Source organism: Aquirhabdus sp. (assembly GCF_046462495.1).
Classification (GTDB): Bacteria; Pseudomonadota; Gammaproteobacteria; order Pseudomonadales; family Moraxellaceae; genus Aquirhabdus.
The window spans coordinates 298752-323517 of the sequence record NZ_JBKGVE010000002.1; the positions used below are offsets into that span (position 1 = coordinate 298752).

The following is a 24766-nucleotide window of genomic DNA, read 5'->3' on the forward strand; positions in this document are numbered from 1 at the left end:
TAAAAACGATCAAATGTTCTTTTTGTTTCCAATTAACCCACAAACAACATGTCGTAGTTCGGGTTATCAAAGTGCTCAAGTACCTTACCGCCACCACGTGTAACACACGTCAGTGGATCTTCAGCAACCACAACAGGCAAGCCCGTTTCACGAGACAATAACTTATCTAAATTACGCAATAATGCACCGCCGCCTGTCAACACAATACCACGCTCAGAAATGTCAGCTGACAATTCAGGAGGAGTTTGCTCAAGGGCTGTTTTTACAGCACTAACGATTGAAGACAATGGATCAGTTAATGCCGCCAGCACTTCATTAGATTTTACGATAAATGAGCGAGGAACCCCTTCAGCCAAATGACGTCCACGGACTTCGATTTCACGAATCTCGCCATCGGCATCTGGAAATGCCATCCCAATCTGTTGCTTGATGCGCTCTGCAGTGGTTTCACCGATGATGCAGCCATGTTCACGGCGCACATAGTTGACGATACATTCATCAAACAGATCACCGCCCACGCGCAAGGAGTCAGAGTAGACCGAACCAGACAATGAAATAATTGCAATTTCTGTGGTACCACCACCGATATCAACTACCATTGAACCCAATGCTTGCTCTACTGGCATCCCCGCGCCAATCGCAGCCGCCATTGGCTCTTCAATGAGGCGTACATCACGTGCACCCGCTTGCAATACTGCCTCACGAATCGCACGGCGCTCAACCAGCGTAGATTTACACGGAACGCAAACCACAATACGTGGCGTCGGCGGAATCAAACGCTTTTCATGTACTTTATGGATAAAGAACTGAAGCATGGTTTCGGTGACTTCAAAGTCAGCGATAACACCATCCTTAAGAGGACGAATCGCAGAGATATTGGCAGGCGTACGACCGAGCATTTGCTTGGCATCGAGACCCACGGCCGCAACGGTTTTATGATGACCATTATGACGAATCGCCACAACAGTCGGTTCGTTGAGCACAATACCTTTGCCCGGCGCGTAGATCAGTGTATTGGCAGTGCCAAGGTCAATGGCTAAATCGGTTGAAAACAACCCAAACAGACGCTTCAGAATCACAGGACTTTCCAGAAAAATAGAGGCAAACAAGCAAGGTCGCAACTGTAACTAAAACTGGGCATTTGAACAAGACATGACTTGTGAATGACGTCTAACAATATCATCTTTTTTTATGTTTTTTTTAAAGCAACCTGAGCGAGTCATGCCACAAAGACTGATAAATTTGATGAAGTTTTGTCAAAAAACAACAGCAAAGCCCCCAAAATACTGCGTAGATCACGCATAATATCGCATAATTTTTATTTCAATCATTTTTCTTAAATCTTAAGGAAATGATGGTTCACCTAATTGGTTTGTAAACAAGAGTATCGTATGACGGATTCAAGCAGCATTTCAACGACCAGCGCACTCAGCGCAACAGATATCAATAAAATTGCAAAACTGGCTCATCTGCAAATCACTGATGATGAATGTCAGCGCTATGCCGCCAGTCTGAATAATATCTTATCTCTGATGGATCATTTGCAAACCGTCGATACGACCAATATTGAACCGCTTAAAAATCCTTTCGATACCCCCCAACCGCTACGCGACGATGTAGCTACGGAGCCTAATCGCCGTGATGTCTATCAAAGTGTTGCACCTGCAACGCAGGATGGACTGTATCTGGTTCCTAAAGTACTCGACTGATTTTATGTTTCAAAGAGAACGCGACTTAAACCAACTTCTCCACTGAAATCTCTTATTCCTGCTTTTATTAAACGCATTAGACGAATTGGTTATGACTGAATTACATCGATTAGATATCCGCGAGCTTGCACAAGGACTCGCCAGCAAACAATTTTCCTCACTTGAGCTGACCCAACATTTTTTAGCGCGAATTGATCGTTTGGATGCCCAGCTGAATAGCTTTATTACCGTAACACACGAATCCGCACTGGCGCATGCCAAGAGCGCGGACGCATTACGCGCACAGGGCAATGCTGGCGTGTTAACGGGAATTCCAATTGCTCACAAAGATATTTTTTGCACTGAAGGGGTAAGAACCTCTGCGGGTTCAAAAATGCTGGATAATTTTATCTCCCCTTATAACGCCACCGTAGTGGCACAAGCCAATGCAGCAGGTCTCGTCATGCTGGGCAAAACCAATATGGATGAGTTCGCGATGGGCTCTAGTAATGAAAGCTCCTTTTACGGTGCCACACACAATCCATGGGGTCTGGATCGCGTACCGGGCGGCTCTTCAGGTGGATCAGCAGCTGCCGTTGCTGCCGACCTCGCCCCTTTTGCAACAGCAACCGACACAGGGGGGTCAATTCGCCAGCCTGCAGCATTCTGCGGTCTCACAGGACTCAAGCCCACCTATGGTCGTGTCTCCCGATTTGGCATGATTGCGTATGCCTCAAGCCTAGATCAGGGCGGACCTATTGCCCGCAGTGCGCAAGATTGTGCCTATTTACTCCAAGTGATGGCAGGGCATGATGCTAAAGATTCCACCAGCATTGATCACCCGACAGAAGACTATGTTGCCGCCCTCGCAGCTGTTACCAGCCCTGACAAACCGCTACAAGGTCTACGCATCGGCTTACCGCATCAGTATCTCAAAGATGGTTTGGATGCAGATGTTAAAGCACGTGTTCATGATGCACTCGCCGTCTTAGAAGATTTAGGTGCGACGCTTGTCTGGATTGATCTGACTACTTCAGACGCGGCTATTCCTGCTTATTATCTGATTGCACCAGCAGAGGCATCCAGTAACCTATCGCGTTACGATGGCGTTCGTTTTGGACACCGCTGTGAAAACCCGAAAGACTTGATGGATCTTTATACCCGCTCACGTACCGAAGGTTTTGGTGATGAAGTGCAACGCCGTATTTTAGTCGGGACCTATGCGCTATCCGCAGGCTACTATGATGCTTACTACCTCAAAGCCCAGAAAGTTCGCCGTTTGATTCAAAACGACTTCTTAAAAGCCTTTGAGCAATGTGATGTGATTGCAGGGCCCACTGCCCCTACCGCAGCGTATGCCATCGGTGCCAAGCAAGACCCTGTTGCCATGTATTTAGGCGATATTTATACCATCGCTGTCAATCTGGCGGGTCTGCCGGCCATTAGTGCCCCAGTTGGGTTTGACACCAGTTATAGCGGCCATGAAAACTGTGCTCCCCTACCTGTAGGTCTACAATTGATAGGACCTTACTGGTCTGAAAGCAAATTGCTGTCGATCATTCATCAATACCAACAACGTACAGATTGGCATAAACAACGTGCGCCAATTGCTAGCGACACAGGAGCAAGCGTATGAGCCAAGCATTAAACAAGAATCTCGTTCAAGGCTGGGAAGTCGTGATTGGTTTAGAGATTCATTGCCAACTCAACACCCAAAGTAAGATTTTCTCAGGCTCACCCACTGCATTCGGTGCAGAGCCTAATACTCAAGCGAGTCTGATTGATCTGGCATTGCCAGGTACCCTACCCGTGTTGAACCGTGAAGTCGTCAATAAAGCAGTACGTTTTGGACTGGGTATAGACGCCGTGATTGGACGTGCATCGGTTTTTGCACGTAAAAACTATTTCTACCCGGACCTTCCTAAAGGCTATCAAATCAGCCAAATGGATGACCCTATTGTTGGCAAAGGTCATGTCGATATCGTACTTGATGACGGCACGGTTAAACGTGTTGGCGTAACCCGCGCTCACTTAGAGGAAGATGCAGGTAAATCATTGCACGAAGATTTTGCAGGGATGACTGGGATCGACCTCAATCGTGCGGGAACGCCTCTGCTTGAAATCGTCAGCGAACCGGACATGCGCTCAAGCGCAGAAGCCGTTGCTTATGTGAAAACCATCCATGCGCTCGTACGTTGGCTGGGGATCAGTGATGGCAACATGGCTGAAGGTTCTTTCCGCTGTGACTGTAACGTCTCGATCCGCAAGCTTGGTGCACCAGAATTCGGTACGCGCTGTGAATTGAAAAACATCAACTCATTCCGTTTTATTGAGCGCGCCATTGAAGCCGAAGTTGATCGCCAGATCGACTTGATTGAAGGCGGCGGTCGTGTCATCCAACAAACTCGTTTATATGATCCAAATAAAAACGAAACCCGTGCAATGCGCAGTAAAGAAGAAGCGAACGACTATCGCTACTTCCCTGATCCAGACTTGCTGCCTGTCGTCATCAGTGAAGCGCAAATTGAACAGATCCGTAGCGAGCTACCTGAGCTACCTGAAGCCCGTAAATCCCGTTTCGTCACCGAATATCAACTCAGCGAATATGATGCACGCATCCTGAATGGCGCGCGAGAGCTCGCTGATTTCTATGAAGACGCAGTTAAGGCTTCCGGGAACATCAGTCAGGCGAAAATCGTTGCTAACTGGGTTATGGGTGACTTATTGGGTGCACTCAATAAAGCAGAAAAAGAGCTCACCGACTCTCCTGTGACCCCAGCTCAGTTGGGTGGTTTAGTTGCGCGGATTGCCGATAACACCATCAGTGGCAAGATTGCAAAAGTAGTCTTTATCGACATGATGCAAGGTAATGGTCAATCAGCAGATGACATCATCGCAGCCAAAGGTTTGAAACAGGAAACTGATACCGGCGCCATTGAAGCCATTATTAAAGAAGTTCTGGCTGCCAATGAAAAAATGGTGGAAGAGTATCGTGCAGGCAAAGAAAAAGCTTTCAATGGTTTGGTGGGCCAAATCATGAAAGCTTCAAAAGGCAAAGCAAACCCGAGTCAGGTAAACACGCTATTGCTTGAAATGCTGAAGAACTAAGCCTGCTGATCTAAAGCTGCCTAAATAAAAAGCCCGATTAAATCGGGCTTTTTATTATACGAAACAACTAGAAAAGCTAAGGTCGAAGAGCTGGATGCTTTAAGGAATGTCCGATCTCATAGACATGTTCCAGATAAGCACCTTTGTCGCGTGATAAGCCCATCTCACCATTACGATACGCCATTGCGAGAGTTTGAATGGCTTCAGGCAACTCTAACTCTGCAGCCTGCTCATACAAACGTACCGCATCAGGATTACTTTGCGGCACACCTTCCCCATCCCGATACGCATTGGCCAGCATGAATAGGCTCACGGGTTGCTTCTGATCAGCACCGACCTGAAACCACTTCGCCGCTTGAACATGATCGATAGCGATCCCATAGCCATTCTTATACATGACACCCAGATAATAAGCCGCAGATGCGTCCCTTTCCTCCGCAGCAGGCTTGAACCATGCCAAAGCTTGCTGGTAGTCCTTGGGGACGACCTGACCTTGGAAGTACAACTTACCTAAAGCAAATCGTGCCGCATTATCACCTTGCGCAGATGCGCGGCGTAACCAAGTCTCTCCCTCTTCAACCTTATTATGTTGAATGAGGGTCAAGCCCCAAGCCCGCTGCGCCATGGCTTGACCATCATCAGCGGCAGCAGACAAGAGTTTGGCAGCATCTGTATCATGTCCCGAAATCGCTCTGACTTGTAGCTCGACAATATCGTTGGTCGAGAGCAGAGCAACTGGAGTGTGCCATCGCCAAGTAACAACAACCACGGCAATGATTGCCATGGCTACCATAAAACTAATGATACTTTTTTTTCCAAGCATTGCTTGACTCATCCTTATTGCACTTTTGATAAATCAATCCCATACACGGCCAAACCTTTTCCACTGCCATCATCGCTTGCAACGACGCTAATATTGTTTAGGCCTGCAGCTTGCGCTAATGGCAGCTTGTTCGGTGCAGAGCTGAAAGTCACAGGTCCTGCAGTCGTCACTTTCGTGAAGCTCCAACTACGGTCGCTGCCATTCTTGGCACGAGTAATGGCCTTGATATTTTTGATATAAGCAATCAACACATCACGGTTAGCATCTGGCGAAGCATAAATCGTTTTGCTACCGTCGATCCCTGGGAAATTACCACCACCACTTGCACGGTAATTATTGGTCGCAATAATAAATTCTTTAGCTGGATTAACTGCTACACCTTTGTAGGTCAGATTCTTAATCCGGCTGTTGACCGGTTGCGTCACATCAATCTCATAATGGATATCAGCGCTGGTAAACATATCAAAATTATAGCCGGGGAAACCACTGATCAACGCCTGTGGTGCAGTTTTAGCCGGATCAATGGTATTAAAGCGAGTCGCTGCTTTTTCTAACCAATTCTTGATATCACTGCCCGCAACTTTTACGGCATAAATGGTATTGGGATACAGATACAAGTCGGCGGCATTATTGATCGCCATATTGCCTGCCATCACATCGGTATAATCGTTAGCGTTTGCAAATCCACTTTTGAAGGGTGCGCTAACAGACAATACAGGAAGGCCTGCATACTGTGGCAAGTTGGCTTTGACATAAGTCGCTACGTAATCTGCTTGGGCTTGGTTCACAATCTCAATCGCGCCTGGATCACCTACATCTGCAAAGTAACTGTTCATCTGATAATCAGAAGTTCCGATCGGCGTTTTAACGTAGGCAATAGTCGCCTTATGTTCAGTATCAATGATCGGTGCAACACTCGGATCAACATCCACATAATTATAAGTTTTGTCTGGATTTTGACTAATCTGAGTATTACGGGCCTGTGCGACAGTTTTAGACTTATCAACCACCCATGACTTCCCATCATAATTCAGTTCTAACTTGATCAGACCCAGTGTCTTACCCCAAAAATTACCCATGACTGTCGGCACGCCGTTTACAGTCCCAGCAGCCTTATCAACACCCGGTAAATTAAACTGACTTACTGTGCTTGCTGCATCCGGAAAGGTTTGATGTGAATGACCAATCAGCATGGCATCCACGCCAGCAACTTTCGATAAGTAATAGCTACCGTTTTCCATCGTCGGTGAATAAGGACCATTATCCAGACCACCGTGAGAAATCACAACAATCAAATCTGCGCCTTTGGCTTTCATTTCAGGAATAAACTGTTCTGCTGCTTCCTTCACGCCCACGGTATAGACCTTGCCATCCAACCAACGTTTATCCCAGCTCAAAATCGTAGGCGGAGTAAAACCGATGATCCCCACTTTGATTTCAGCATCAACCGTTTTGCCATCAGGCGTGGTTGCACTGACTTTCTTCGTCAGGATCTTATAAGGCTGAAATAAAGGTTGTTTGGTTTTAGCACTATAAACGTTCGCCAATACTTGCGGAAACTTTGGCCCTGCACATGCTTTTTGTTGACTTGGATCGGCAATTCCATCGACATTAAACGTATTGCCTGTCACTTGGTTCAAATAAGGCAGGCCATAATTGAACTCGTGGTTTCCAATACCACCGCCCTCATAGCCAAATTGATTCATAACCTTGTATATGGCCAGCGTCTGATCGCAAGATATAGGGTTCACCAGTGCCTGATAATCAGATAGTGCCGTTCCTTGAATGGTATCCCCGTTATCAAGTAACAAATTATTCGGAAACTCTTTGCGTGCTGCTGAGATCAATGTTGCCGTACGCTCAAAACCCAAAGATTTATCTTCAGCGAGTTTGAAATAATCATAACTCATGACATTCGTGTGCAAATCGGTTGTTTCTAATAAGGCTAAAGTTGCTTTCGTTCCAGTTGCTGTTGTGCTTGCAGGCACAGGCACGCTCACAGGGCTATCATCACTGCTTCCGCAGCCATGTAACATTAAACTTGCCACAATGACCGTTAAAGGCAATAAAGGAAATTGGCGATTCATTATTTCACACTCAACAAATTATAGTTTCAACGAATGTAGAGATAACTGATTACAGGGCGATTACAATTTCATTAAATATTAACGATCAAATGGATCATAAGAAAAATAACTATATCCAACAAATATTCTTGTACTTTAATTAGATAAAAATACCTAAAGATCAGATTTTTTCACTTATTAGACAGAGCTACCAACTTTCTGGTAAAAATACCGACAACAATGATCATCAACATATACAGCGTTTGAATCGCCACAAATTGTTAACCATTGAGTTATAAGTGACTCACGAAACCGTCACATTATTAATGCACTATCTTATCTCTTGCTCATTTCCTTTGATGGAACCCTCCCTGTGCTCAAACAAAAGCTTTTCTCAAAAAAACAAAAAATATCATTATTCAAAACATCTGTGCTGAGTGCTTTTATCGTTGCTCTGACGACACTCACTGGATGTGATGGTGAAGATGATATAAATGATGTTGCCAAAGATCTGATTGCCGCTCCCACGCTAACGGGCTTTGCCAGTCTTGGCGCAGCAACCTTTGCAGAAGGCCCTATATCTGGTCAGTTTCTAGGTGGAACCTCATTCAATGGTGAGAAAGCCCCATTTGCCAAACAGCCTGTTCAAGGTTTCTCAGGTGCCTTAAAAAACAAAGATGGCACCTATACGGTACTGTCTGATAATGGCTATGGCAGCCTACAAAATTCTGCAGACTTTCTCTTACGTCTCTATACCATCCAGCCAAACCTGCGTACAGCGACTGGGGGCCTTGGCTCAGTGAATGTACTGAGTCATATCAGCTTGCGGGATCCTAATAAACTCGTTCAATTTGCCATCGTCAACCATTTCACAACGGATCGTCTGCTCACGGGTGCTGATTTTGACCCCGAGTCCATCCAACGTGCGCCAGATGGCACATTATGGATTGGCGATGAGTTTGGCCCATTTTTACTGCATTTCAGTGCGGATGGCATACTACTAGATGCACCGATTGCACTACCCGACCCAACGCATCAGGGAGAAATCCTGCGTTCCCCACAAAATCCCCATAGTGAAGAAAGCAGCGCCTTGCGAATCATGAATGCAGTCACTGCACATGCCAAAGCTCACGGTGCCAAATTCACGCCAGTATTCTCACCAGATGCAAGCTTACTCAAGTTCTCGTTTAAAGATGCTGCCGGAAATACCATCACATCAAGCCCAGATGCACAGGGTGCTCGAGGTAAAAACACGCCCAATGGCATGGTCGTTGCTAATTCTGATATTTTTGATATGGCACAGATTAGAGCGGCGGGTTACAGCATCGTCCCCTACACCGTCAACAATGAAGCCGATATGCAAAAACTGCTGAAAGCGGGTGTCACTGGGATCATCAGCGATCGTTCGGATTTACTGTATAAAGCGGTCAGTGAATTTGATGCCAATGGTGATGGCAAAGCTGGAGACTACCTCCTTGCCGATGGTCGTATCGACCCCGCCAAATTTGATGCACAAGGTCACCGTGGCAGTCGTAATCTACGCCCAGAGAATACCTTACCTGCATTTGAAGTAGGGCTAGATAATCTGATGAACACCATGGAAACCGATAACGGGATTACCAAGGATGGCGTTCCGATTATCAAACATGATCCTTACATTGATTCAGTGAAATGTCGTCATGCCGATGGCTCTTCCTACACGGTCACCAATGAAGTTTTAATTAAAAACTTGACCCAAGCTCAAATCCAAAGTCAGTTCATTTGCGACTTGAATCCAGGGCGAGGAACAACACAGCTAAACGAGCTTTCACTCTCTCCAGTAGCCGTTCAAGTTGCCGCAAGCAAAGGCTATATCAGTCCGTATGTCATGCCAACTACACAAGACTTGTTTGATTTCGTAAATGCCTATGTGGCGTACTATGAAACGGGCGCAGGAAAATCAGATCCCAAGGCCGCTGTACGTGTGGCCAATGCCAAAACGGTACGTTTTAATATTGAAACCAAGCTCAATCCACGTAGTGATAAAGACTACAAAGGTAATATTTATAAAGACCGTACAGTAGGTTTCGAGCAAATGACTGATGCACTAGCCAATGTGATTATCAAAAATCACATGGAAAGTCGTGCGGATATTCAAAGTTTTGACTTCCGCACCTTAATCCGCGCTCAAGAACTCTACCCACAGATCCCCACTGTATACTTATGGGGGGATTCAGTACGCCTAAATAATGGCCTAAGCACTGATGGAGATGGCGGTAATCTGCAGGATGAAAATGGTAAAAACACGCCATGGCTTGCAGGTCTTGCTTGGCCATATCGCATCACCACATTATCTGCACCTCAGCGCGTTCAAAGCAGTGGTGGCTTTGAGGGTGTGGCGATTTCGCCCGATGGCAAATTTCTCTACCCAGCGCTTGAAAAACCACTCATAGATAGCCCTGTACGTGACAATATCATCAGTCAATTTGATTTAAGCAAAAAGGCAGTGACCGGCAACTTCTATCGTTTCCCATTGAATAGTTCACTACCAACAACCCCTGCTCTTTCTATCTCTGACTTCCAACTCTTCAGTGCAACAGACGGTGTCGTCATTGAGCATGATTTGAAAACCGGTAAAGATGCTGGCTATAAGAAAATCATGCGTATCACTTTGGGTAAATCAGGTGATCAGGTCGAAAAATCTCAAGTGATTGATTTACTCAATATTGTCAATCCTAATAATTTATACGGTACAACCCGTTCTGGTGACATTGGTACAGGCAATCCCTTTAGCTTTCCATTCAACACTGTAGAAATCATCGTGATTGAAAATGATCATGAACTGACACTGATGGATGATAACAACTATCCTTTCTCAAACAGCCGTAATCCTGCATTACCCGACAATGATGAAGTCATCCGTGTTCGTCTGCCAAAAACACTAGCCTTAAAATAACCTTAGCTGCAAAGCATATAAAAATGCCTATCTATGACAGGCATTTTTATATGCTTTGCATTTTGCTACAACTCTACTCTGCATGGAGTGTTAGTATCCACGCCATCCAGAGAATCCAAATTCCACCCAGCATATTAATAATAAATATGAGGATATTATTTTGAAAAATTTAGCATTAACAACACCGATAGCACTTATTCTTACGTCAAGCATATTGCTCGCCGGCTGTTCGCGAGCACCGTCTGAGAGCGATATTAAAACGGCATATACCAACGAAGTTGAACAAACCAATGCATTGACCCGTAAATTTGGTGGTGACAGCATGACCATTAAAGTCAACGGACTTAAAAAACTAGATTGCAAGGAATCCAGTAATAAAGGGCAATTTATTTGCCAAGTCGAGGTTGATACCACGCTCCCGATTATCGGTGTCCACCATCAAAATACCCAACTCACACTGGCACAAGGAGATACGGGTAATGGGCAAGGCTGGGTCATCGTCCGTGGAGTCGATGCTGCGCCTTAGTTTCATCTTTTTAGCTTAACACTGCCGCACCCACACACACCCTACTCACCTTTAAGCGGCATGTTATGAACAATACACTGCGTTTCTTCGCTCACTTCCCGCTTTGGCTTTTGCGTGGCTTTGCGCATTTCATTGCTTTACTCATGGTCTTATTTCCACATACTGGAATGCGCTGGACCGCCCGGGTCAACCTATTACTGACGATGCCTAATTTGACCCTAAACCAGAGATTGAAATTGGAACGTCAAAGTGTGCATAGCCAATGTTTAACTGCGATGGAATCTTTAAAATGCTGGGGCATGCCCGCTTCATATAGCATCGAGCAAATCCGTCATGTGGAAGGTTTGGATATTCTTAAAACAGCATTAACTGATCCCAATGGCATGATCGCCGTGGTGCCCCACTTCGGGACGTGGGAGATGATGAATGCGTGGCTCAATCAATTTGGTGCGCCTACGATCATGTACAAACCCGCAGGACATGCAGGCCTCAATCGTTTTATGTTTGATGCCAGACAGCGCCTCAATGCAACGCTCGTACCCACAGATGAGCGTGGCGTACGTGCCATCTTTAAAACGCTCAAAAAAGGCGGATTTACGATCATTTTACCCGATCATGTTCCAGAATCTAGTGGGGGGATTTTTGCGCCTTTCTATGGTCATGAAGTCATGACCTCTACCCTCGTGTCAAAGCTGGCACAAAAAACTCAGTGTGCAGTAGTGGGCTTGAGTTGTAATCGGCGGGCGGATGGGGATGGTTTTACGGTGATCTGCGAGCTCCTTTCGGACTCAATCCATAATCAGGATCTGAAAACCTCTGTCACGGCTTTAAATGATGGCATTCAGTCCATGATCCAGCGTGCACCCGAACAATACGTTTGGTCCTATCGTCGCTTTAAAGATGCTGCGGATTTTAAAAGAGTCTATCGACTAGATGAGGCGGCGATTAGCAAAATCGCTAACGACGCCGTATTGAAGGCCCTAGGCTAATCAAGAGTTAATGTTGATCGACCTGCTGTAACCATTGCCAATGTTTACTCATCCCTTGAGTTAAGGTGATTTCGGGCTGCCAATCAAACGTTTCGCTCACATGAGCGACATCCAGAACGACAGCAGGGATATCAAAATTACGACTGGGTAGATAATTCACTTGCGGCGTTTTTTTGGTAATTTGTTGCGCAGTTGCTAAAATATCGAGCAGTGAATGTCCCACTCCACTGCCGACATTAAAAGTTCCCACCGCTTGGCTATCCGTCACGAGTAAAAGTAAGCGGACAACATCTTCAATATAAATATAATCACGAATCACTTTGCCATCACCCCAGATGGTGATCGGTTTATCCTGCAAAATACTCATGAGCACGGTCGCAACCACGCCTTGCACGCCAATTTTCATTTGCCGTGGGCCATAGGGATTCGCTAAACGCAATACCACAGAGGAGACACCATAGAGTTCCCCATACATATGCAGATATTTTTCAATAGCAACCTTCACAATCCCATAGGAACTTTTTGGGTCTAAAGGATGATTTTCTGCAATGGGAATATGTTGCGGTGTACCGTAGACCGTGCCACCCGAAGAAAAATAGATAAAGCGCTTAGGCGGTAGATAGCGCAGAATTTCTAATATTTTCACCGTAGAGATCAGATTATCGTGAATATCCGCCACAGGATCTTGATTTGAGGTCGCAGGGATAGTGGTTGAAACCAAATGATAAATCACATCTGCCTGTGCAAGCAGTGGTTTTAAAGCATCCGTATCGACGAAGTTAATCTGGTGATAAGTAACCAATGGATGAGATGACTGGATTAAATCTGGATTAAACAAGCTCGGCGCACGCCCAACGACATCAACTGCATCGCCACGCGCAAGCAACGCATCAACCAGATGTGAACCCAAAAAACCATTGCCACCCAGAATTAGAACACGCATTAATGATGACCTTGCCCTTGATCATCATCATGATGAGCCTTCACCACCGCGTTATAGACATTCTCAACGCGTAAGACCATATTTTCCAAGGTAAGCTCTGCATCTGCCTTAGCCCATACCGGTTGCATCAGTCGATCCCACTCTTGTGGTTCATTTTGAATAAAGTTCAGTTTTTCGGTGAGTGCCGTGACATCATCCACGGGTACAATCACCTCCCGCGGCAAGAAGTCCTGCACCATCGGAATATCCGTGGCAATAATGGGGCGATGTGCCAGCATACCTTCGACAAACACATAGGCAAAGCCTTCGTTACGCGAAGAAATCAGCATGCCATCGCTCACACTGAGCAAAGACATCCCATCCTTGCGGTAGCCTGAAAAGACCACTTTAGCATTTGTTTTCTGAACCAATGCTTCGAGTTCAACACGCTCAGGACCATCGCCGATCAACAAACATTGCACACCCGACGCTGCGATGGCAGGGATCAATATATCAAAACCCTTGGCAGGAACAAAACGCCCAACCGCACAATACACTGGAGACTCGGGATTAAAACCAAACTCATGCACAAGTTTGTCACGTGTCCAACCCTGAGCGCCACTGGGGACAATGCCATTGTAAATACAACTGACGGGTATCGATAACGTGCGCCCACCCAGCAGACCATCATTACCGCCCAAAATCAAATGATCCATGCGTGCAAAAGCCCACAGCGCAGATTTCTGATTATGCATGGATGCGACAAAACCAATCGTCTTCGGCAAGAAAGGACGAATCCGAGCCAGCAAGATCGTTGCCTTACTCGCTTGTGCATGCACGATATCAAAGGGATTATTTTTAAGAATTGACCAAATATCATAGAGCAGGAATGGATTCTGTCGATTACGATCCATATTGACTGGAAAAACTTGAATGGTCTTTGCAAAGCGATCAATCATCACAGGATGAACAATGACGGAGACCTGATGGGTTAAAGACAACGCATTTGCAAGCTCGATTGCATGCCGCTCAAGCCCACCTTCACCCCAACTGGCCAACACTAAACAAATACGCATCAATCATTCTCTAAGCTTATATTTTAATAAATTTATTAATTTATGAACAAAGCCAATCACTCAATTGATCCAGCCCTATCCACTCATCATCAATTAGATGGGTCAGGCAATCAGCGCATCCCGTGCCGCATCCAAGTGTTCAATTTGTACAGGTAAAGAAAAAACCTCACGCGCACGTTGCTGACAACGGTCGGCACACAACTGACGTAAACTGCTCTGCTGCATCAATGGAATGATGGCATTCGACAGCGCCTCAATCGTCACCTGTGGAATCACGATGGCCGCATCACCCGCAACCTCTTTAAGCCCGCAACTCATCGATGTCACCACCGCACAGCCCGCATCCATCGCTTCAAGCGTCGTCCGACCAAAAGCTTCAGCACCAGTTGAAGGGCTGACGGCAATGGAAGACTGATTAAACACACTCATCACTTCGCTGTGTGGTACATGACCACGAAAATCGATCTGATCCGCAACATCCTTTAACGCAGCATAAACGGATTGCTCATATGCGGACTTACCCGCCTCATGTCCAAACCCCCACGCCCCTAAAAATACGACACGCCAATCCGGAAACTGGGGCAAAATTTTGGCAAGTGACTGGGCAAGTTCGAGCACCCCCTTTTCAGGGATAAAACGTCCAGCGTAAACAATCCACGGCTGACGAACAGTGGGTAGAATTGGTGTAAGTTCATCATTGTTTTGTTGAGAGAGGATCGCATTGTAAACCACTTCAACCCGTGCACCGAGGGCAGGATCAACCCCTTCGAGCAAACGCATCTTAACAAACTTACTCACGCAATAAACATGGTCTACTGTGCGCAAAAGCTTTTCACGATCGGCAACTGTTTTGACTCCTGCCATCCCGTGAGGATCATTATGCAAATGGATCGTCACCCGGCGGTTCGGCAAAACCTTCTTCAATGCTAATGCTAAACGCGCTCGATTATGGACTTCAATGAGCTTAATCTCTGAGTGTTCACGAAGAATTTCCAGACACTTTAATCCATAAGCCCGATTACGTCCGCGTATCCAGGCGAATGAAACAGCCACATGCTGATACCGAACCTCAGGAAAATGCTCGGCACAGCCGCCAAAAACAAGCAACTCGTCCGCATAACGACTGGCTTTGCAAAACTCGTAGACCGTCAATGCCACAGCCCCCGCATCGCCGCTACGAAAACGCTCGCGCGAAGGCAAGATGATTGCAATTTTTGGTACCACGTTACTCTGCATAAGCCACTCAAATAATCTAAGACGCTGTTTTAGGTAACAGACGCTGAGCATCCATTACGGCAATCCCTGCTTGCCAATCCAAGTGATGAATCGCACGCATGCCAATCTCATCACCACTGACTTTCCATACCAAGGACTCTTGATAAGTCTTTGGTGTTAATACGGTAATCTCACTCAAATTCAAGCCATGTCCATAGCGGCGTAAACAATCTTGTGAAGGACGCAATAATCGTCCGGATGCATCCCGAAAAATCCGACCAGCAGGACGACCTAAACTAAAATCACGCACCAAGGGATTGGCTGCATGTGGAGTCCATTGATTCGATAATGGACTATCCGCATAGTAAGCGAACAGCGACTCATTAATCCGAATCTGGCCTTTTTTAGCTGCACAGAATAACCACCAACGTCCCTCATGCTCAAACAATGTCGGGTCAGCTATCTTTACACTGTCAATCAATGTCTTGTGAAACTCCCATTTCAACGGGAACTCGACACAGCGATACAGATCAACCCGCTTCACTTCAGCCTTCTCAGGCATCATATACAGCTCACCCTGATATTCAAATAGAAATGGGTATGATAAATGATGCGTTTCGTCAACCACGGGTACAGGCTCAGTGATACGCTGACCAGTCTCATCGATCTCAATGACACTGATTCGCCCACGCCAAGTGTCAAAAGGAAAATCCTCAAAAAACACATAACGCTTGCCATCTTTTACCCACACAAAAGGATCTGCCCAAAATGCATTATCGGGAGGATAAATCGCCGTTAGATTTTGCGGTTTAGGGTAATCAACAATCTGATCTTGTGTCGTATTGCCCGCCAACAAAAACCACTGTTGACGAAAGCCCTGCTCTTCGACTTGATCGGTCTTACGACCCAGACGCCGAATACGGTTTTGTTGAAACTGGCCCCAAAGACCCAAAAAATAACGCACCAATGCTGTCATCACGGTAGTCTGATTTAATCCTGTATTATTAATCTTGAGTATCTGGCTTATGATCCAATACTTTTGAATCTGCTGAAATATTTTTTAGATGATATTCATATAACTTCGCTTCTTTAAGAAAAGCATAAAAAGCATTAATCATGCTACTGATAAAACCACGCTGACCATTTAAAAAATCACGACGGAGCACATACGACTTAAAGAAGACTAAGGGCATTACCAATACGAGCTTCAGCAGCGAAGGTCGCTTGCCTTTTGCGTTCTTTTCTTTGGCTTTTAGATCAGAATAACGATTATTTTTATCAACCTTGACACTGATATCGGTTAAACCATAGTGATAAATCACACCTTGTGCAGGCTGCACAATGCCATCCACCTGAACCTTTTCATGGGCTTCAATAGCGGTATCATAACTGCCCTTTTCGCGTCTAAAAAAACGAACCTTGGCATGTTGCTTGGTATAGGTATTGGCGACCTTACCCATAAATGAATCTAAAATCGGCGTGATCAAGCCATCGATTTCATTTCGGGCAATGACACCCTGAATCTCATCGCGCAACGCTGCAGATAATTTCTCATCACCATCTAGGTTCAACGCCCAAGGCTGGCGGCATAAACTCAATGCTTTCGCTTTTTGCGCAGCATAGCCCAGCCAATCCTGATGCTGGATTGTGACATTATTGAATTGCTGTGCAATCTCATAGGTTGCGTCAGTACTGCCCGAATCCAAAATAATCACTTCCGCAAAGTCATGCACACTTTCAAGCAGTGCTTTTAGCCAAGGCGCACTGTTTAAACTGACAATATAGACACTACAGGCAATAGTCATAAGCGATAGCGTCCTCGGGCAAGTGCAATTCTCATTTGTAAGGCAGACATCTGTCCGTGTGTACTAACACGGGGCAAACGATAAATATTCTCCGTGGATAAGGGCTCGATCTTTTTACGGGTACTGACCGCACTTGTAAACCCAAGGGACTTCACCATCGCTTCATGCTTTTCATTAAAACGCCCAAAAGGATACGCAAAGCTTTGGCATGAACCCACTAACTGCTGTACCAGTTCGCGAGAGTGCTGAATCTCTTGGAGTGCCTCGGCATCATCCAATGTCGTCAAATTCACATGATGGACACTATGGGCACCAAACTCAATCAGTCCCGAATTTGCCATGTCCTGAATCTGCTCCGGACTGAGTTTTGCAATACCGGAAATATCCGGCGCTAAATAAATGGTCGCTTTGGCATTGTATTTCTTGAGTAGTGGATACGCATATTCATAATTATCCGCAAAGCCATCATCAAACGTCAGGGCAACCTGAGATGCTTTATTGACTGTTTCAGGGGATGCCGCTAATTCGGATACGGTCACAAACTCACGGTGTTGACGCTGTAATAGCTGCAGTAATCGCTCAAATTGCTGAGGGGGCATATTCATACCCGATGCAGGCGCATGCGGAGTGACTTGATGCAGCATCACTAATCGAGGCAAACGTCGATCCCGTATCGGCAACCAAAAGGTATGCCGACCCAGCGCAAATAAAACCAGCGCAGCAATCAACACACCCAATAGTATATAAAACAGCATCAACATAAAGACTACCTCAATGGCGTTACTGATTAGACTTTAGTAATTGCAGCCGTTGATCGACTTTGAACCATCGCTCTTGCCAATGCCCAGCCCAACAACAACCAGACAAGTCCCGCATAGTTATTGGTCTGCATACTCATTGACGAGGTCAATGGCCAAAACAACATGATCGGTGCAACAAAAACCACGACTGATTGCAAGAGATTGTTTTTAAAATCCAAACCGCGCCAGAGCACTCTAAAGATCAGGAATAAAATAATCAGAAAAATTACCAAACCGATCACACCGTTTTGTGACAACCATTCTAGATAAATATTATGAGGATGGACTTCACAGCCTTCATCAGGATGGAGAACTCGCGGTAATGCTTCACAACCGCGATTAAAATAACGTGTACCAATACCAACAATCGGAGACTGTTCCCATAGAATTATCGCCGTATGGAATACCTGATAATACGAACTATTCTGGAAATTAGACAATTGATCGAAGAAGCTCATCACGGTACGCGCGAACATTTTTGGCGCAAGAACCACCGCTGACACAGCAAGTGCGATGAAGGCGACTGCGGCTCCACCGATAAACTTGAACGATAGTTTTTCTTGATAAATCAGCGCAACCAACAAAACAAAATTAATCATGCCAAATAATAAGAAGACGATGCGCTCACCCGTCAAGAAAGCAAATACCTGCGATAGTGCAATCATACCGACTACTAAAGCCAAGAAACGCGGCTTAGGCAGTTTGCTTGAGATGAAGAGCAACGCAACCAATGCCATCGGGTAAATCCGTAAAGCATAACTACCGGGCATAAGCTTTGAGAAAGGTCCAGTCAAGCGCGTCCCCACAGGCTGATGACCAAAAATATCCCGGCCAAGACAGTACTGCAAAATCGAATCCAATGCGATAAACAAAAAGAAAACCAGCGCGGAGCGCTCAAATACTCTCAAGCGATTGGCATCTGTAAAAACCAGACAACACAATACCAGTCCAAACGCGGGCCAACGGATAAAGATGAGGGATTGCTCTAATGAGTAAAGCTGATCCACCGAAAAGAATGAGGTCACGAAAATCATGAAAGCCCACAACACCAAAACGGCTTTGAACCAAGCTTGCTTTCTCACCAAGCTTTCTGGACGCATGAACCAAAAAACAGCTAAGAAGAGAGCTGCGATCGATGCAGTTGCATCGGAAGTAACACGCGAACCCAAAATTAAAAAAGGCAATAAAATCAAAAATGCCAAACTCCACCGACTGATCGGTTGGTTGTCTGCCGATGGATGATTGATCGTTGGCGCTATTTGACCCATACAAACCTCAAGTAATTTTTTATAACGTTCATAATAAATGAATAACTTTCATTAAATACGACTATTTAATGAAGTGCATCAACTTATCCTGTCTAATTTTGTGAGTAACCAATTGACCGCACGATCTGCCTCACGCAAAGGTTCCGCATTGTTAAAGCCTTCACCTTTTAAATACTCTACCAGCGGTAAAAAAATATGCTGCCTAGCCAGCAGGTCGGTTGCTTGTGTCACGGTATCTTTTTTAATTTGGGGCATCTTCAACAAACCAACTTGACATCCAGCGGTCAACGCCTCAAACAACATGGACCCACTATCTTGTGTCACCCAAACGACCTCAGCAAGTTGCAGTTGTTCAAATAGCCAGCCTTGCGGTGTTTCAGAGACGGGAAAAATTTGAAGATGAGGAAGATTTTGCTGTGATAACTGTGAAACGAAGGAATCCGGTGTACGTCTTGAAGTCGTCAAAATAATCGTTTGTGCTTCGTCTTTTAGACTTAAGTTCGACACTAAATCATTAATCTGCTTGATGAGCTGCGCTTCAGACCAATCATAGCGCTTGGATGCGCCGCCAATTAAGATCAGGTGGCGATGTGGGATATGGCGATGTTCGTTGACCAGAGGATTTAATACCCCTTTAGAAATCAGCACATGGTCTGGTACTAACGGATTTTGATCAGCATAATCATGTGCAGGAACGATGGCATAATCAAACCATTGTACAGGCAAGGTCGGTCTCATGAGTACGACGCTTTTGGCAGCCGGAAAGCATTTTTGCAGCAAGATTAATATCCAATGCGTGGCGTGACCCACGCCTATGATCAAATCAGGCTCATGGAGTCGCATCAATGATTGAGGAAGTTGTCCCAAGCGGCCCTGTGATAACCAATAAAGCAATAATGAAAACTTAGAAATGCCTTTGACGGAGATATCTTCGACATGAATCGCAATATCGCGACGCTCTAAAGCAGCAAAAAGACCACGTGCTTGCGCAACATGACCTGCTTTACCATCGGAGAGATGCCAGATATTCATAACCATGGAGATTTGTCGTTGTTATTGAAATCAGATGCGATGAATAAAATCATGTCATTCACCCAAAACCCTTCACTTTTAGTATACCAAGCTATCCATATTAAAAAGATGTGATTTGATCTTCAAACACACTGATCAAATCACATCCTATTGGCTTTTCTTTGACATGAAGTGAACTTTATTCGCTCACTTCATATCTGTCATGACGACTTATACGTAAGTCAGCCAATCTTGATGCTTTGGATTCTTTCCAGCAACCGTATCAAAGTACAGCTGTTGTAATTGTGCAGTAATCGGACCACGTGTGCCTGCACCAATTTGACGACCATCAACTTCACGAATTGGTGTCACTTCAGCAGCCGTACCAGTGAAGAATGCCTCATCCGCAATATACACTTCATCACGAGTTAAACGCTTTTCAATCACTTCAAAGCCCAAGTCATGTGCCAGAGTAATTAAAGTTGCACGAGTAATCCCGTTTAAGCAACTGGTTACTTCAGGGGTATAGAGCACGCCATCACGAACGATGAAAATATTCTCACCCGAACCTTCAGCCACATAACCTTCTGGATCAAGCAACAACGCTTCATCAGCCCCTGCAGAGAGTGCCTCTTGCAGCGCCAGCATAGAGTTACTGTAGCTACCAGTCGCTTTAGCACGGGTCATAGTGATGTTGACATGGTGACGTGTGAAAGAGCTGGTGCGAACCACGATACCGCGCTCTAGCGCCTCTTGCCCCATATAAGCAGGCCATTCCCACGCAGCTACGCTAACACGTACAGTCAGACCCGTAGCACGGAGTCCCATCGCTTCAGAGCCGTAGAATGCCAGCGGACGGAAATAAGCAGATTTCAGTTTATTTTCACGGACCACGCTGATATGCGCGGCATTGATTTCATCTTGGGTAAAAGGAATCTTCATCCCCATGATATGCGCCGACTCAAACAAACGACGGGTATGCTCTTTCAATTTAAAAATCGCAGTTTTCGGTGCTTCGTCTGTACCAGTGTTATACGCACGCACACCTTCGAACACACCCATACCATAATGTAAAGTATGTGTTAATACATGAACTTGCGCATCACGCCAAGGAACTAATTTACCATCAAACCAAATAAAACCATCACGGTCAGCCATACTCACGGCAGAATCTCCACAAAATTGAGAAAACAAAAAAGGTACTACTCCAAGGCAGCCGCTAATCGGCTGTTGGATCAATTAATTGTTGCCAGAGGGCGCGAACCGTCGTGCGGGTATCCAGCCAATCCGCCGCTTGGACTTGCAATGATTGATTTGCAAGAGCGAGACGATGACTTTCAAAACGTTCGCGTAAATACGCATCCGTCAAGGCATTCGCATCGGCGCGGGATAAGCGGCCAGCTGTTGCCAAGGCGTCTAATATGCGTACATTGTCTGAGTAGTGGGCTAAAGCGGGTTCAGCATTAGCCCAAGCCAACACCCCATATTGTGCCATAAACTCAATATCGACGATACCGCCAGCATCTTGCTTTAGATGAAAAAAACCATTTTCTTGTTGTGTTTTTGATGATCCAAGATGATCTTGCATCTTTTGGCGCATTGCTCGCACCTCTTCGCGCACGACCTGCGGATCACGCGGCAGGGTCAAGATTGATAGTCGAATCTGCTCAAAAGCATCCCGCACGGTTTGATCCCCTGCCACACTTCTAGAGCGCGCCAGTGCCTGATGCTCCCAGAGCCAAGCACTTTTCTGCTGGTAAAGCTCAAAAGCATGCAGACTTGAAACCAAGAGCCCGGCCTGTCCAGAAGGCCGAAGACGCGTATCCACTTCATAAATCCGCCCATCCAAAGTCTGGGTGGATAGCATCGTCATAATTTTCTGCGCAAGACGCGCACAAAACTGAAAGCCACTTAATGGTTTTTCACCATCGGTATCCGCCTGCTCATCGACATCATGCAAGAAAACCAAATCCAGATCTGAGCTATAACTCATCTCAATACCGCCCAACTTGCCATAACCGATGATGGCAAATTGCGGATGAGCACTGCTGGCTCGCTCTCCATTCAGATTCTCACGATAATTGGATGCGCGCAGCGGCCAACCATGCCTCGCCACCAAGGGTGCTAGTGCCAATTGCAATACGGTCTCAAGTACCACTTCAGCGATATCAGTCAATGCATCACTGATTTTCATAAGCGGCCTTTCAGCTAAGACATCACTGGCAGCAACTTGCAAAACGTGGCTCTTTTTAAATAAACGCAAGACACGCATCTGCTCTTCGACATCGTCGCGCTCAATTCTCAGTAGCTCTTGACGCAGTGAATCTGACAAATCCTCACGGCTTGGAAGTTGATACAGATCAACTGCCAAGAACTCATCCAGAAGAACCGGATAACGCGTCAATTCCTCGCAAATCCAGGGGCTGGCGTGCACCATCCGAACGAGGTTCAGTAAAGCTTTAGGATTTTCGAGTAAGAGCACCAAATAGACACTGCGCCGTACAACCGCTTCAATGAGTGGCAATAGACGTAACAAGGTTGTTTGGATTGCCTTTGATTCACTCAATGACAATAGAGCATCAAGTAATTGTGGCCAGAATGCCTGTAAGCGCTCACTTGCAAGCGTGGGTAGTGCCTGAATCAAGCGACTATCCCAGAACGCCTGTAATTGAGCTCGCGCCTCATCATCTAGATGACGATGTAAGGTTTGACTCAGTTCTTCAAGATTTAAGCTCCGCTGCTGCACCCGTCTATCAGCAACAACATCCGCAAACTGAGCACGCACGCTATCGCGTACCTGTTCAAGAGACTCAAGCAACGCTGCCCAATCCGAGAAGTTTAGGCTTTCTGCCAATCGCTGCTGTAAAGCATGATCAATGGGAAGATGTTGCGTTTGTTGGTCATTTTGAGCCTGAATACCATGCTCAAGACGACGCAAAAACAGATATGCCGAACGGAGTTCTTCGACATCCTCAAGCGGCATCAGCTCTAACTGCCCAAGCTGATCAAGAGCGGACATACAATTGGCAACCCGTAATTCACGCCATGTGCCGCCATAAATCAACTGAAAAGCCTGCACAATGAACTCAATCTCGCGAATTCCGCCCGTGCCCAGCTTGATATCCCCTTGTACATTTCGTCTGATCTGCTCGCGCTCAATCAAACCCTTCATTTCGCGCAATGCTGCAAACGCCGAGAAATCGACATAACGTCGATAAACAAAAGGGCGTGTCATTTTTAATAAGTTGTTACCGGCGACCCCGCCCGTGATTACCCGTGCTTTGATCCAGGCATAGCGTTCCCATTCGCGACCATGTTGTTCAAGATAACGCTCAAGGGAAACATAGTTACACGCCAGTGCACTACCATCCCCCCATGGACGTAAACGCATATCTACACGGAACACAAAACCATCTGGGTTAACGGTATCAAGCAGACGAATAACTGCTTGCCCCCACTGCACACAAAATTGCTGAATGCTGATCGATCGTCGTCCTGTCGTTTCCCCCGACTCGTCAAAAGCAAAGATAAGGTCAATATCACTGGATAAATTGAGTTCACGTGCGCCAAGCTTGCCCATGCCTATGACAATCAAGTTTTGCACCTGACCATCCTCACCGATGGGCTCACCATACTTCTCAACAAGTTGTGGTCGAGAAAAACCAACGGCTTCTTGAATGGCAACGTCAGCAAAATCAGATAACTCCCGGGTCAGCGTCACCACATCTGTGAGTTGATTTGCGTCCTGCCATATCCAGCGAAACATCAAACGTGCACGTAGACGGCGTATAACTTGCATCCACTCAAACTCAGTTGCGATGTCTTTTAAAGCATGCTGAGTTTGTACACGAATGTCCTCAAGACTTAGGCTTTGCTTGAATTGGTCGATATTAAAATCGGATTGAATGGCTTCAGGCTGTTGTCGGAGAACTTGATTAGCGTAGTTACTTGCCACTAAAGTTTTACGTAACTCGACATCGGGAAGATGAGCAGGTGCGTTAATAGTCATATCCGTATGGTTTTCAATGTTGAATCATCGCTTACCATAACGTGTGGCGCTATGAGCAAGCAAGTGTAAAGTTCAGTGAACCACTTTGCGCTCAAAGCAAGATGTTTAAAGATTACTTTATAATCTGCCAAGCTGCATTTTGAAGGACGACCCGATAACCATCAAAATCAATAAACGTTACACCCCTTGCATCCCAATAGGGATTGAATGAAGAGGCTTGTTTAAACCCTGCATCCAGCATCCGATCACAGGCACGCTGCCACTCCAGACTGTCATCAATATAAAAAACGATGAGATCCTCGTGGGTTGGCGAAGGATATACAGGACTCTGGTGACAATGAGTAAACTCAAAATGGTAATCCACTCCTAGCATACCGAGCATCACGCCATCAAAGCCTTCATGATCCTGAAAGTCGCCAATAACATGCAACCCCAAACCACGGGTATACATTGAAATCGTTTGCTTAAGATTACTCACAGGGCGAGCAAGCCTCAGATGATAAGACATAGGAAAATTCTCGTATA

The 24766-nt window shown here is 45.8% G+C and carries 20 protein-coding genes; 6 read left to right on the plus strand and 14 right to left on the minus strand.

Annotation, left to right across the window (positions count from 1 at the left end; translation table 11 throughout):
- Positions 1-32: 32 nt before the first annotated feature.
- Positions 33-1076 carry a rod shape-determining protein gene (locus ACLHG7_RS01550; protein WP_228254941.1) on the minus strand — a complete coding sequence of 348 codons (1044 nt, stop codon included), beginning with the start codon at positions 1074-1076 and terminating at the stop codon, positions 33-35.
- A gap of 315 nt (positions 1077-1391) precedes the next feature.
- On the opposite strand from ACLHG7_RS01550, the gene gatC reads away from it, so the two are divergent.
- The 3 genes from gatC (at position 1392) to gatB (ending at position 4796) form a co-directional block, all read left to right on the plus strand.
- Positions 1392-1709, plus strand: a complete 318-nt coding sequence (gatC, locus tag ACLHG7_RS01555; protein WP_410209318.1) for an Asp-tRNA(Asn)/Glu-tRNA(Gln) amidotransferase subunit GatC — start codon at positions 1392-1394, stop codon at positions 1707-1709.
- Between the two features lie 91 nt (positions 1710-1800).
- A complete protein-coding gene (gene gatA / locus ACLHG7_RS01560; RefSeq protein ID WP_410209319.1) occupies positions 1801-3324 on the plus strand; it encodes an Asp-tRNA(Asn)/Glu-tRNA(Gln) amidotransferase subunit GatA in 1524 nt (507 codons plus the stop codon).
- Positions 3321-4796, plus strand: coding sequence for an Asp-tRNA(Asn)/Glu-tRNA(Gln) amidotransferase subunit GatB (gene gatB / locus ACLHG7_RS01565; RefSeq protein ID WP_410209320.1), 1476 nt, complete (start codon positions 3321-3323; stop codon positions 4794-4796). Before gatA ends, gatB begins: the two co-directional genes overlap by 4 nt.
- 76 nt (positions 4797-4872) lie before the next feature.
- Here the strand turns inward: gatB and ACLHG7_RS01570 are convergent, their stop codons facing one another.
- Together ACLHG7_RS01570 and ACLHG7_RS01575 are read right to left on the minus strand one after the other, a co-directional pair.
- A complete protein-coding gene (locus ACLHG7_RS01570; protein WP_410209321.1) occupies positions 4873-5631 on the minus strand; it encodes a tetratricopeptide repeat protein in 759 nt (252 codons plus the stop codon).
- Between the two features lie 2 nt (positions 5632-5633).
- The gene (locus tag ACLHG7_RS01575; protein ID WP_410209322.1) at positions 5634-7706 is read right to left on the minus strand and encodes a bifunctional 2',3'-cyclic-nucleotide 2'-phosphodiesterase/3'-nucleotidase; all 2073 of its coding nucleotides are present in this window, start codon (positions 7704-7706) and stop codon (positions 5634-5636) included.
- 409 nt (positions 7707-8115) lie between these two features.
- Here ACLHG7_RS01575 and ACLHG7_RS01580 point away from each other — a divergent pair, with 409 nt between their 5' ends.
- The 3 genes from ACLHG7_RS01580 to ACLHG7_RS01590 all read left to right on the plus strand — a co-directional run bounded on the left by ACLHG7_RS01580 (position 8116) and on the right by ACLHG7_RS01590 (position 12135).
- Positions 8116-10620: an esterase-like activity of phytase family protein gene (locus ACLHG7_RS01580; protein WP_410209323.1), complete on the plus strand. Its 2505-nt coding sequence runs from the start codon at positions 8116-8118 to the stop codon at positions 10618-10620.
- A 160-nt stretch (positions 10621-10780) separates the two neighbouring features.
- Complete coding sequence (locus ACLHG7_RS01585; protein ID WP_410209324.1) at positions 10781-11146, plus strand: hypothetical protein; 366 nt, start codon at positions 10781-10783, stop codon at positions 11144-11146.
- Positions 11147-11211: 65 nt separating this feature from the next.
- Positions 11212-12135 carry a lysophospholipid acyltransferase family protein gene (locus tag ACLHG7_RS01590; protein WP_410209325.1) on the plus strand — a complete coding sequence of 308 codons (924 nt, stop codon included), beginning with the start codon at positions 11212-11214 and terminating at the stop codon, positions 12133-12135.
- A gap of 7 nt (positions 12136-12142) precedes the next feature.
- Here ACLHG7_RS01590 and ACLHG7_RS01595 read toward each other — a convergent pair whose 3' ends face one another.
- The 11 genes from ACLHG7_RS01595 to ACLHG7_RS01645 form a co-directional block, all read right to left on the minus strand.
- Entirely contained in the window at positions 12143-13078 is a 936-nt protein-coding gene (locus tag ACLHG7_RS01595; RefSeq protein WP_410209326.1) for an NAD-dependent epimerase/dehydratase family protein, read from the minus strand.
- The gene (locus tag ACLHG7_RS01600) at positions 13078-14133 is read right to left on the minus strand and encodes a glycosyltransferase (RefSeq protein ID WP_410209327.1); all 1056 of its coding nucleotides are present in this window, start codon (positions 14131-14133) and stop codon (positions 13078-13080) included. Before ACLHG7_RS01600 ends, ACLHG7_RS01595 begins: the two co-directional genes overlap by 1 nt.
- Before the next feature lie 102 nt (positions 14134-14235).
- Positions 14236-15369, minus strand: coding sequence for a glycosyltransferase family 4 protein (locus ACLHG7_RS01605; RefSeq protein ID WP_410209328.1), 1134 nt, complete (start codon positions 15367-15369; stop codon positions 14236-14238).
- Between the two features lie 16 nt (positions 15370-15385).
- Positions 15386-16327 (minus strand): hypothetical protein, encoded by a 942-nt coding sequence (locus ACLHG7_RS01610; RefSeq protein ID WP_410209329.1) that lies wholly within the window; start codon positions 16325-16327, stop codon positions 15386-15388.
- Between the two features lie 25 nt (positions 16328-16352).
- Entirely contained in the window at positions 16353-17153 is an 801-nt protein-coding gene (locus tag ACLHG7_RS01615) for a glycosyltransferase family 2 protein (RefSeq protein ID WP_410209330.1), read from the minus strand.
- Positions 17150-17914, minus strand: a complete 765-nt coding sequence (locus ACLHG7_RS01620; protein ID WP_410209331.1) for a polysaccharide deacetylase family protein — start codon at positions 17912-17914, stop codon at positions 17150-17152. Before ACLHG7_RS01620 ends, ACLHG7_RS01615 begins: the two co-directional genes overlap by 4 nt.
- 26 nt (positions 17915-17940) lie before the next feature.
- A complete protein-coding gene (locus ACLHG7_RS01625) occupies positions 17941-19221 on the minus strand; it encodes an O-antigen ligase family protein (protein ID WP_410209332.1) in 1281 nt (426 codons plus the stop codon).
- Between the two features lie 78 nt (positions 19222-19299).
- Entirely contained in the window at positions 19300-20259 is a 960-nt protein-coding gene (locus ACLHG7_RS01630; protein WP_410209333.1) for a mitochondrial fission ELM1 family protein, read from the minus strand.
- A 204-nt stretch (positions 20260-20463) separates the two neighbouring features.
- Positions 20464-21396 (minus strand): branched-chain amino acid transaminase, encoded by a 933-nt coding sequence (locus ACLHG7_RS01635; protein ID WP_114899217.1) that lies wholly within the window; start codon positions 21394-21396, stop codon positions 20464-20466.
- Between the two features lie 55 nt (positions 21397-21451).
- Positions 21452-24241: a bifunctional [glutamate--ammonia ligase]-adenylyl-L-tyrosine phosphorylase/[glutamate--ammonia-ligase] adenylyltransferase gene (glnE, locus tag ACLHG7_RS01640; protein WP_410209334.1), complete on the minus strand. Its 2790-nt coding sequence runs from the start codon at positions 24239-24241 to the stop codon at positions 21452-21454.
- 112 nt (positions 24242-24353) lie between these two features.
- Complete coding sequence (locus tag ACLHG7_RS01645; RefSeq protein WP_410209335.1) at positions 24354-24749, minus strand: VOC family protein; 396 nt, start codon at positions 24747-24749, stop codon at positions 24354-24356.
- Between the last annotated feature and the right edge of the window lie 17 nt (positions 24750-24766).

What these genes read in the sequence shown, in the direction of transcription:
- gatC (WP_410209318.1), top strand. Translation starts at nt 1,392, where the DNA reads ATGACGGATTCAAGCAGCATTTCAACGACCAGCGCACTCAGCGCAACA.
- gatA (WP_410209319.1), top strand. Translation starts at nt 1,801, where the DNA reads ATGACTGAATTACATCGATTAGATATCCGCGAGCTTGCACAAGGACTC.
- gatB (WP_410209320.1), top strand. Translation starts at nt 3,321, where the DNA reads ATGAGCCAAGCATTAAACAAGAATCTCGTTCAAGGCTGGGAAGTCGTG.
- ACLHG7_RS01570 (WP_410209321.1), bottom strand. Translation starts at nt 5,631, where the DNA reads ATGAGTCAAGCAATGCTTGGAAAAAAAAGTATCATTAGTTTTATGGTA.
- ACLHG7_RS01575 (WP_410209322.1), bottom strand. Translation starts at nt 7,706, where the DNA reads ATGAATCGCCAATTTCCTTTATTGCCTTTAACGGTCATTGTGGCAAGT.
- ACLHG7_RS01590 (WP_410209325.1), top strand. Translation starts at nt 11,212, where the DNA reads ATGAACAATACACTGCGTTTCTTCGCTCACTTCCCGCTTTGGCTTTTG.
- ACLHG7_RS01595 (WP_410209326.1), bottom strand. Translation starts at nt 13,078, where the DNA reads ATGCGTGTTCTAATTCTGGGTGGCAATGGTTTTTTGGGTTCACATCTG.
- ACLHG7_RS01600 (WP_410209327.1), bottom strand. Translation starts at nt 14,133, where the DNA reads ATGCGTATTTGTTTAGTGTTGGCCAGTTGGGGTGAAGGTGGGCTTGAG.
- ACLHG7_RS01605 (WP_410209328.1), bottom strand. Translation starts at nt 15,369, where the DNA reads ATGCAGAGTAACGTGGTACCAAAAATTGCAATCATCTTGCCTTCGCGC.
- ACLHG7_RS01615 (WP_410209330.1), bottom strand. Translation starts at nt 17,153, where the DNA reads ATGACTATTGCCTGTAGTGTCTATATTGTCAGTTTAAACAGTGCGCCT.
- ACLHG7_RS01620 (WP_410209331.1), bottom strand. Translation starts at nt 17,914, where the DNA reads ATGTTGATGCTGTTTTATATACTATTGGGTGTGTTGATTGCTGCGCTG.
- ACLHG7_RS01625 (WP_410209332.1), bottom strand. Translation starts at nt 19,221, where the DNA reads ATGGGTCAAATAGCGCCAACGATCAATCATCCATCGGCAGACAACCAA.
- ACLHG7_RS01630 (WP_410209333.1), bottom strand. Translation starts at nt 20,259, where the DNA reads ATGGTTATGAATATCTGGCATCTCTCCGATGGTAAAGCAGGTCATGTT.
- glnE (WP_410209334.1), bottom strand. Translation starts at nt 24,241, where the DNA reads ATGACTATTAACGCACCTGCTCATCTTCCCGATGTCGAGTTACGTAAA.
- ACLHG7_RS01645 (WP_410209335.1), bottom strand. Translation starts at nt 24,749, where the DNA reads ATGTCTTATCATCTGAGGCTTGCTCGCCCTGTGAGTAATCTTAAGCAA.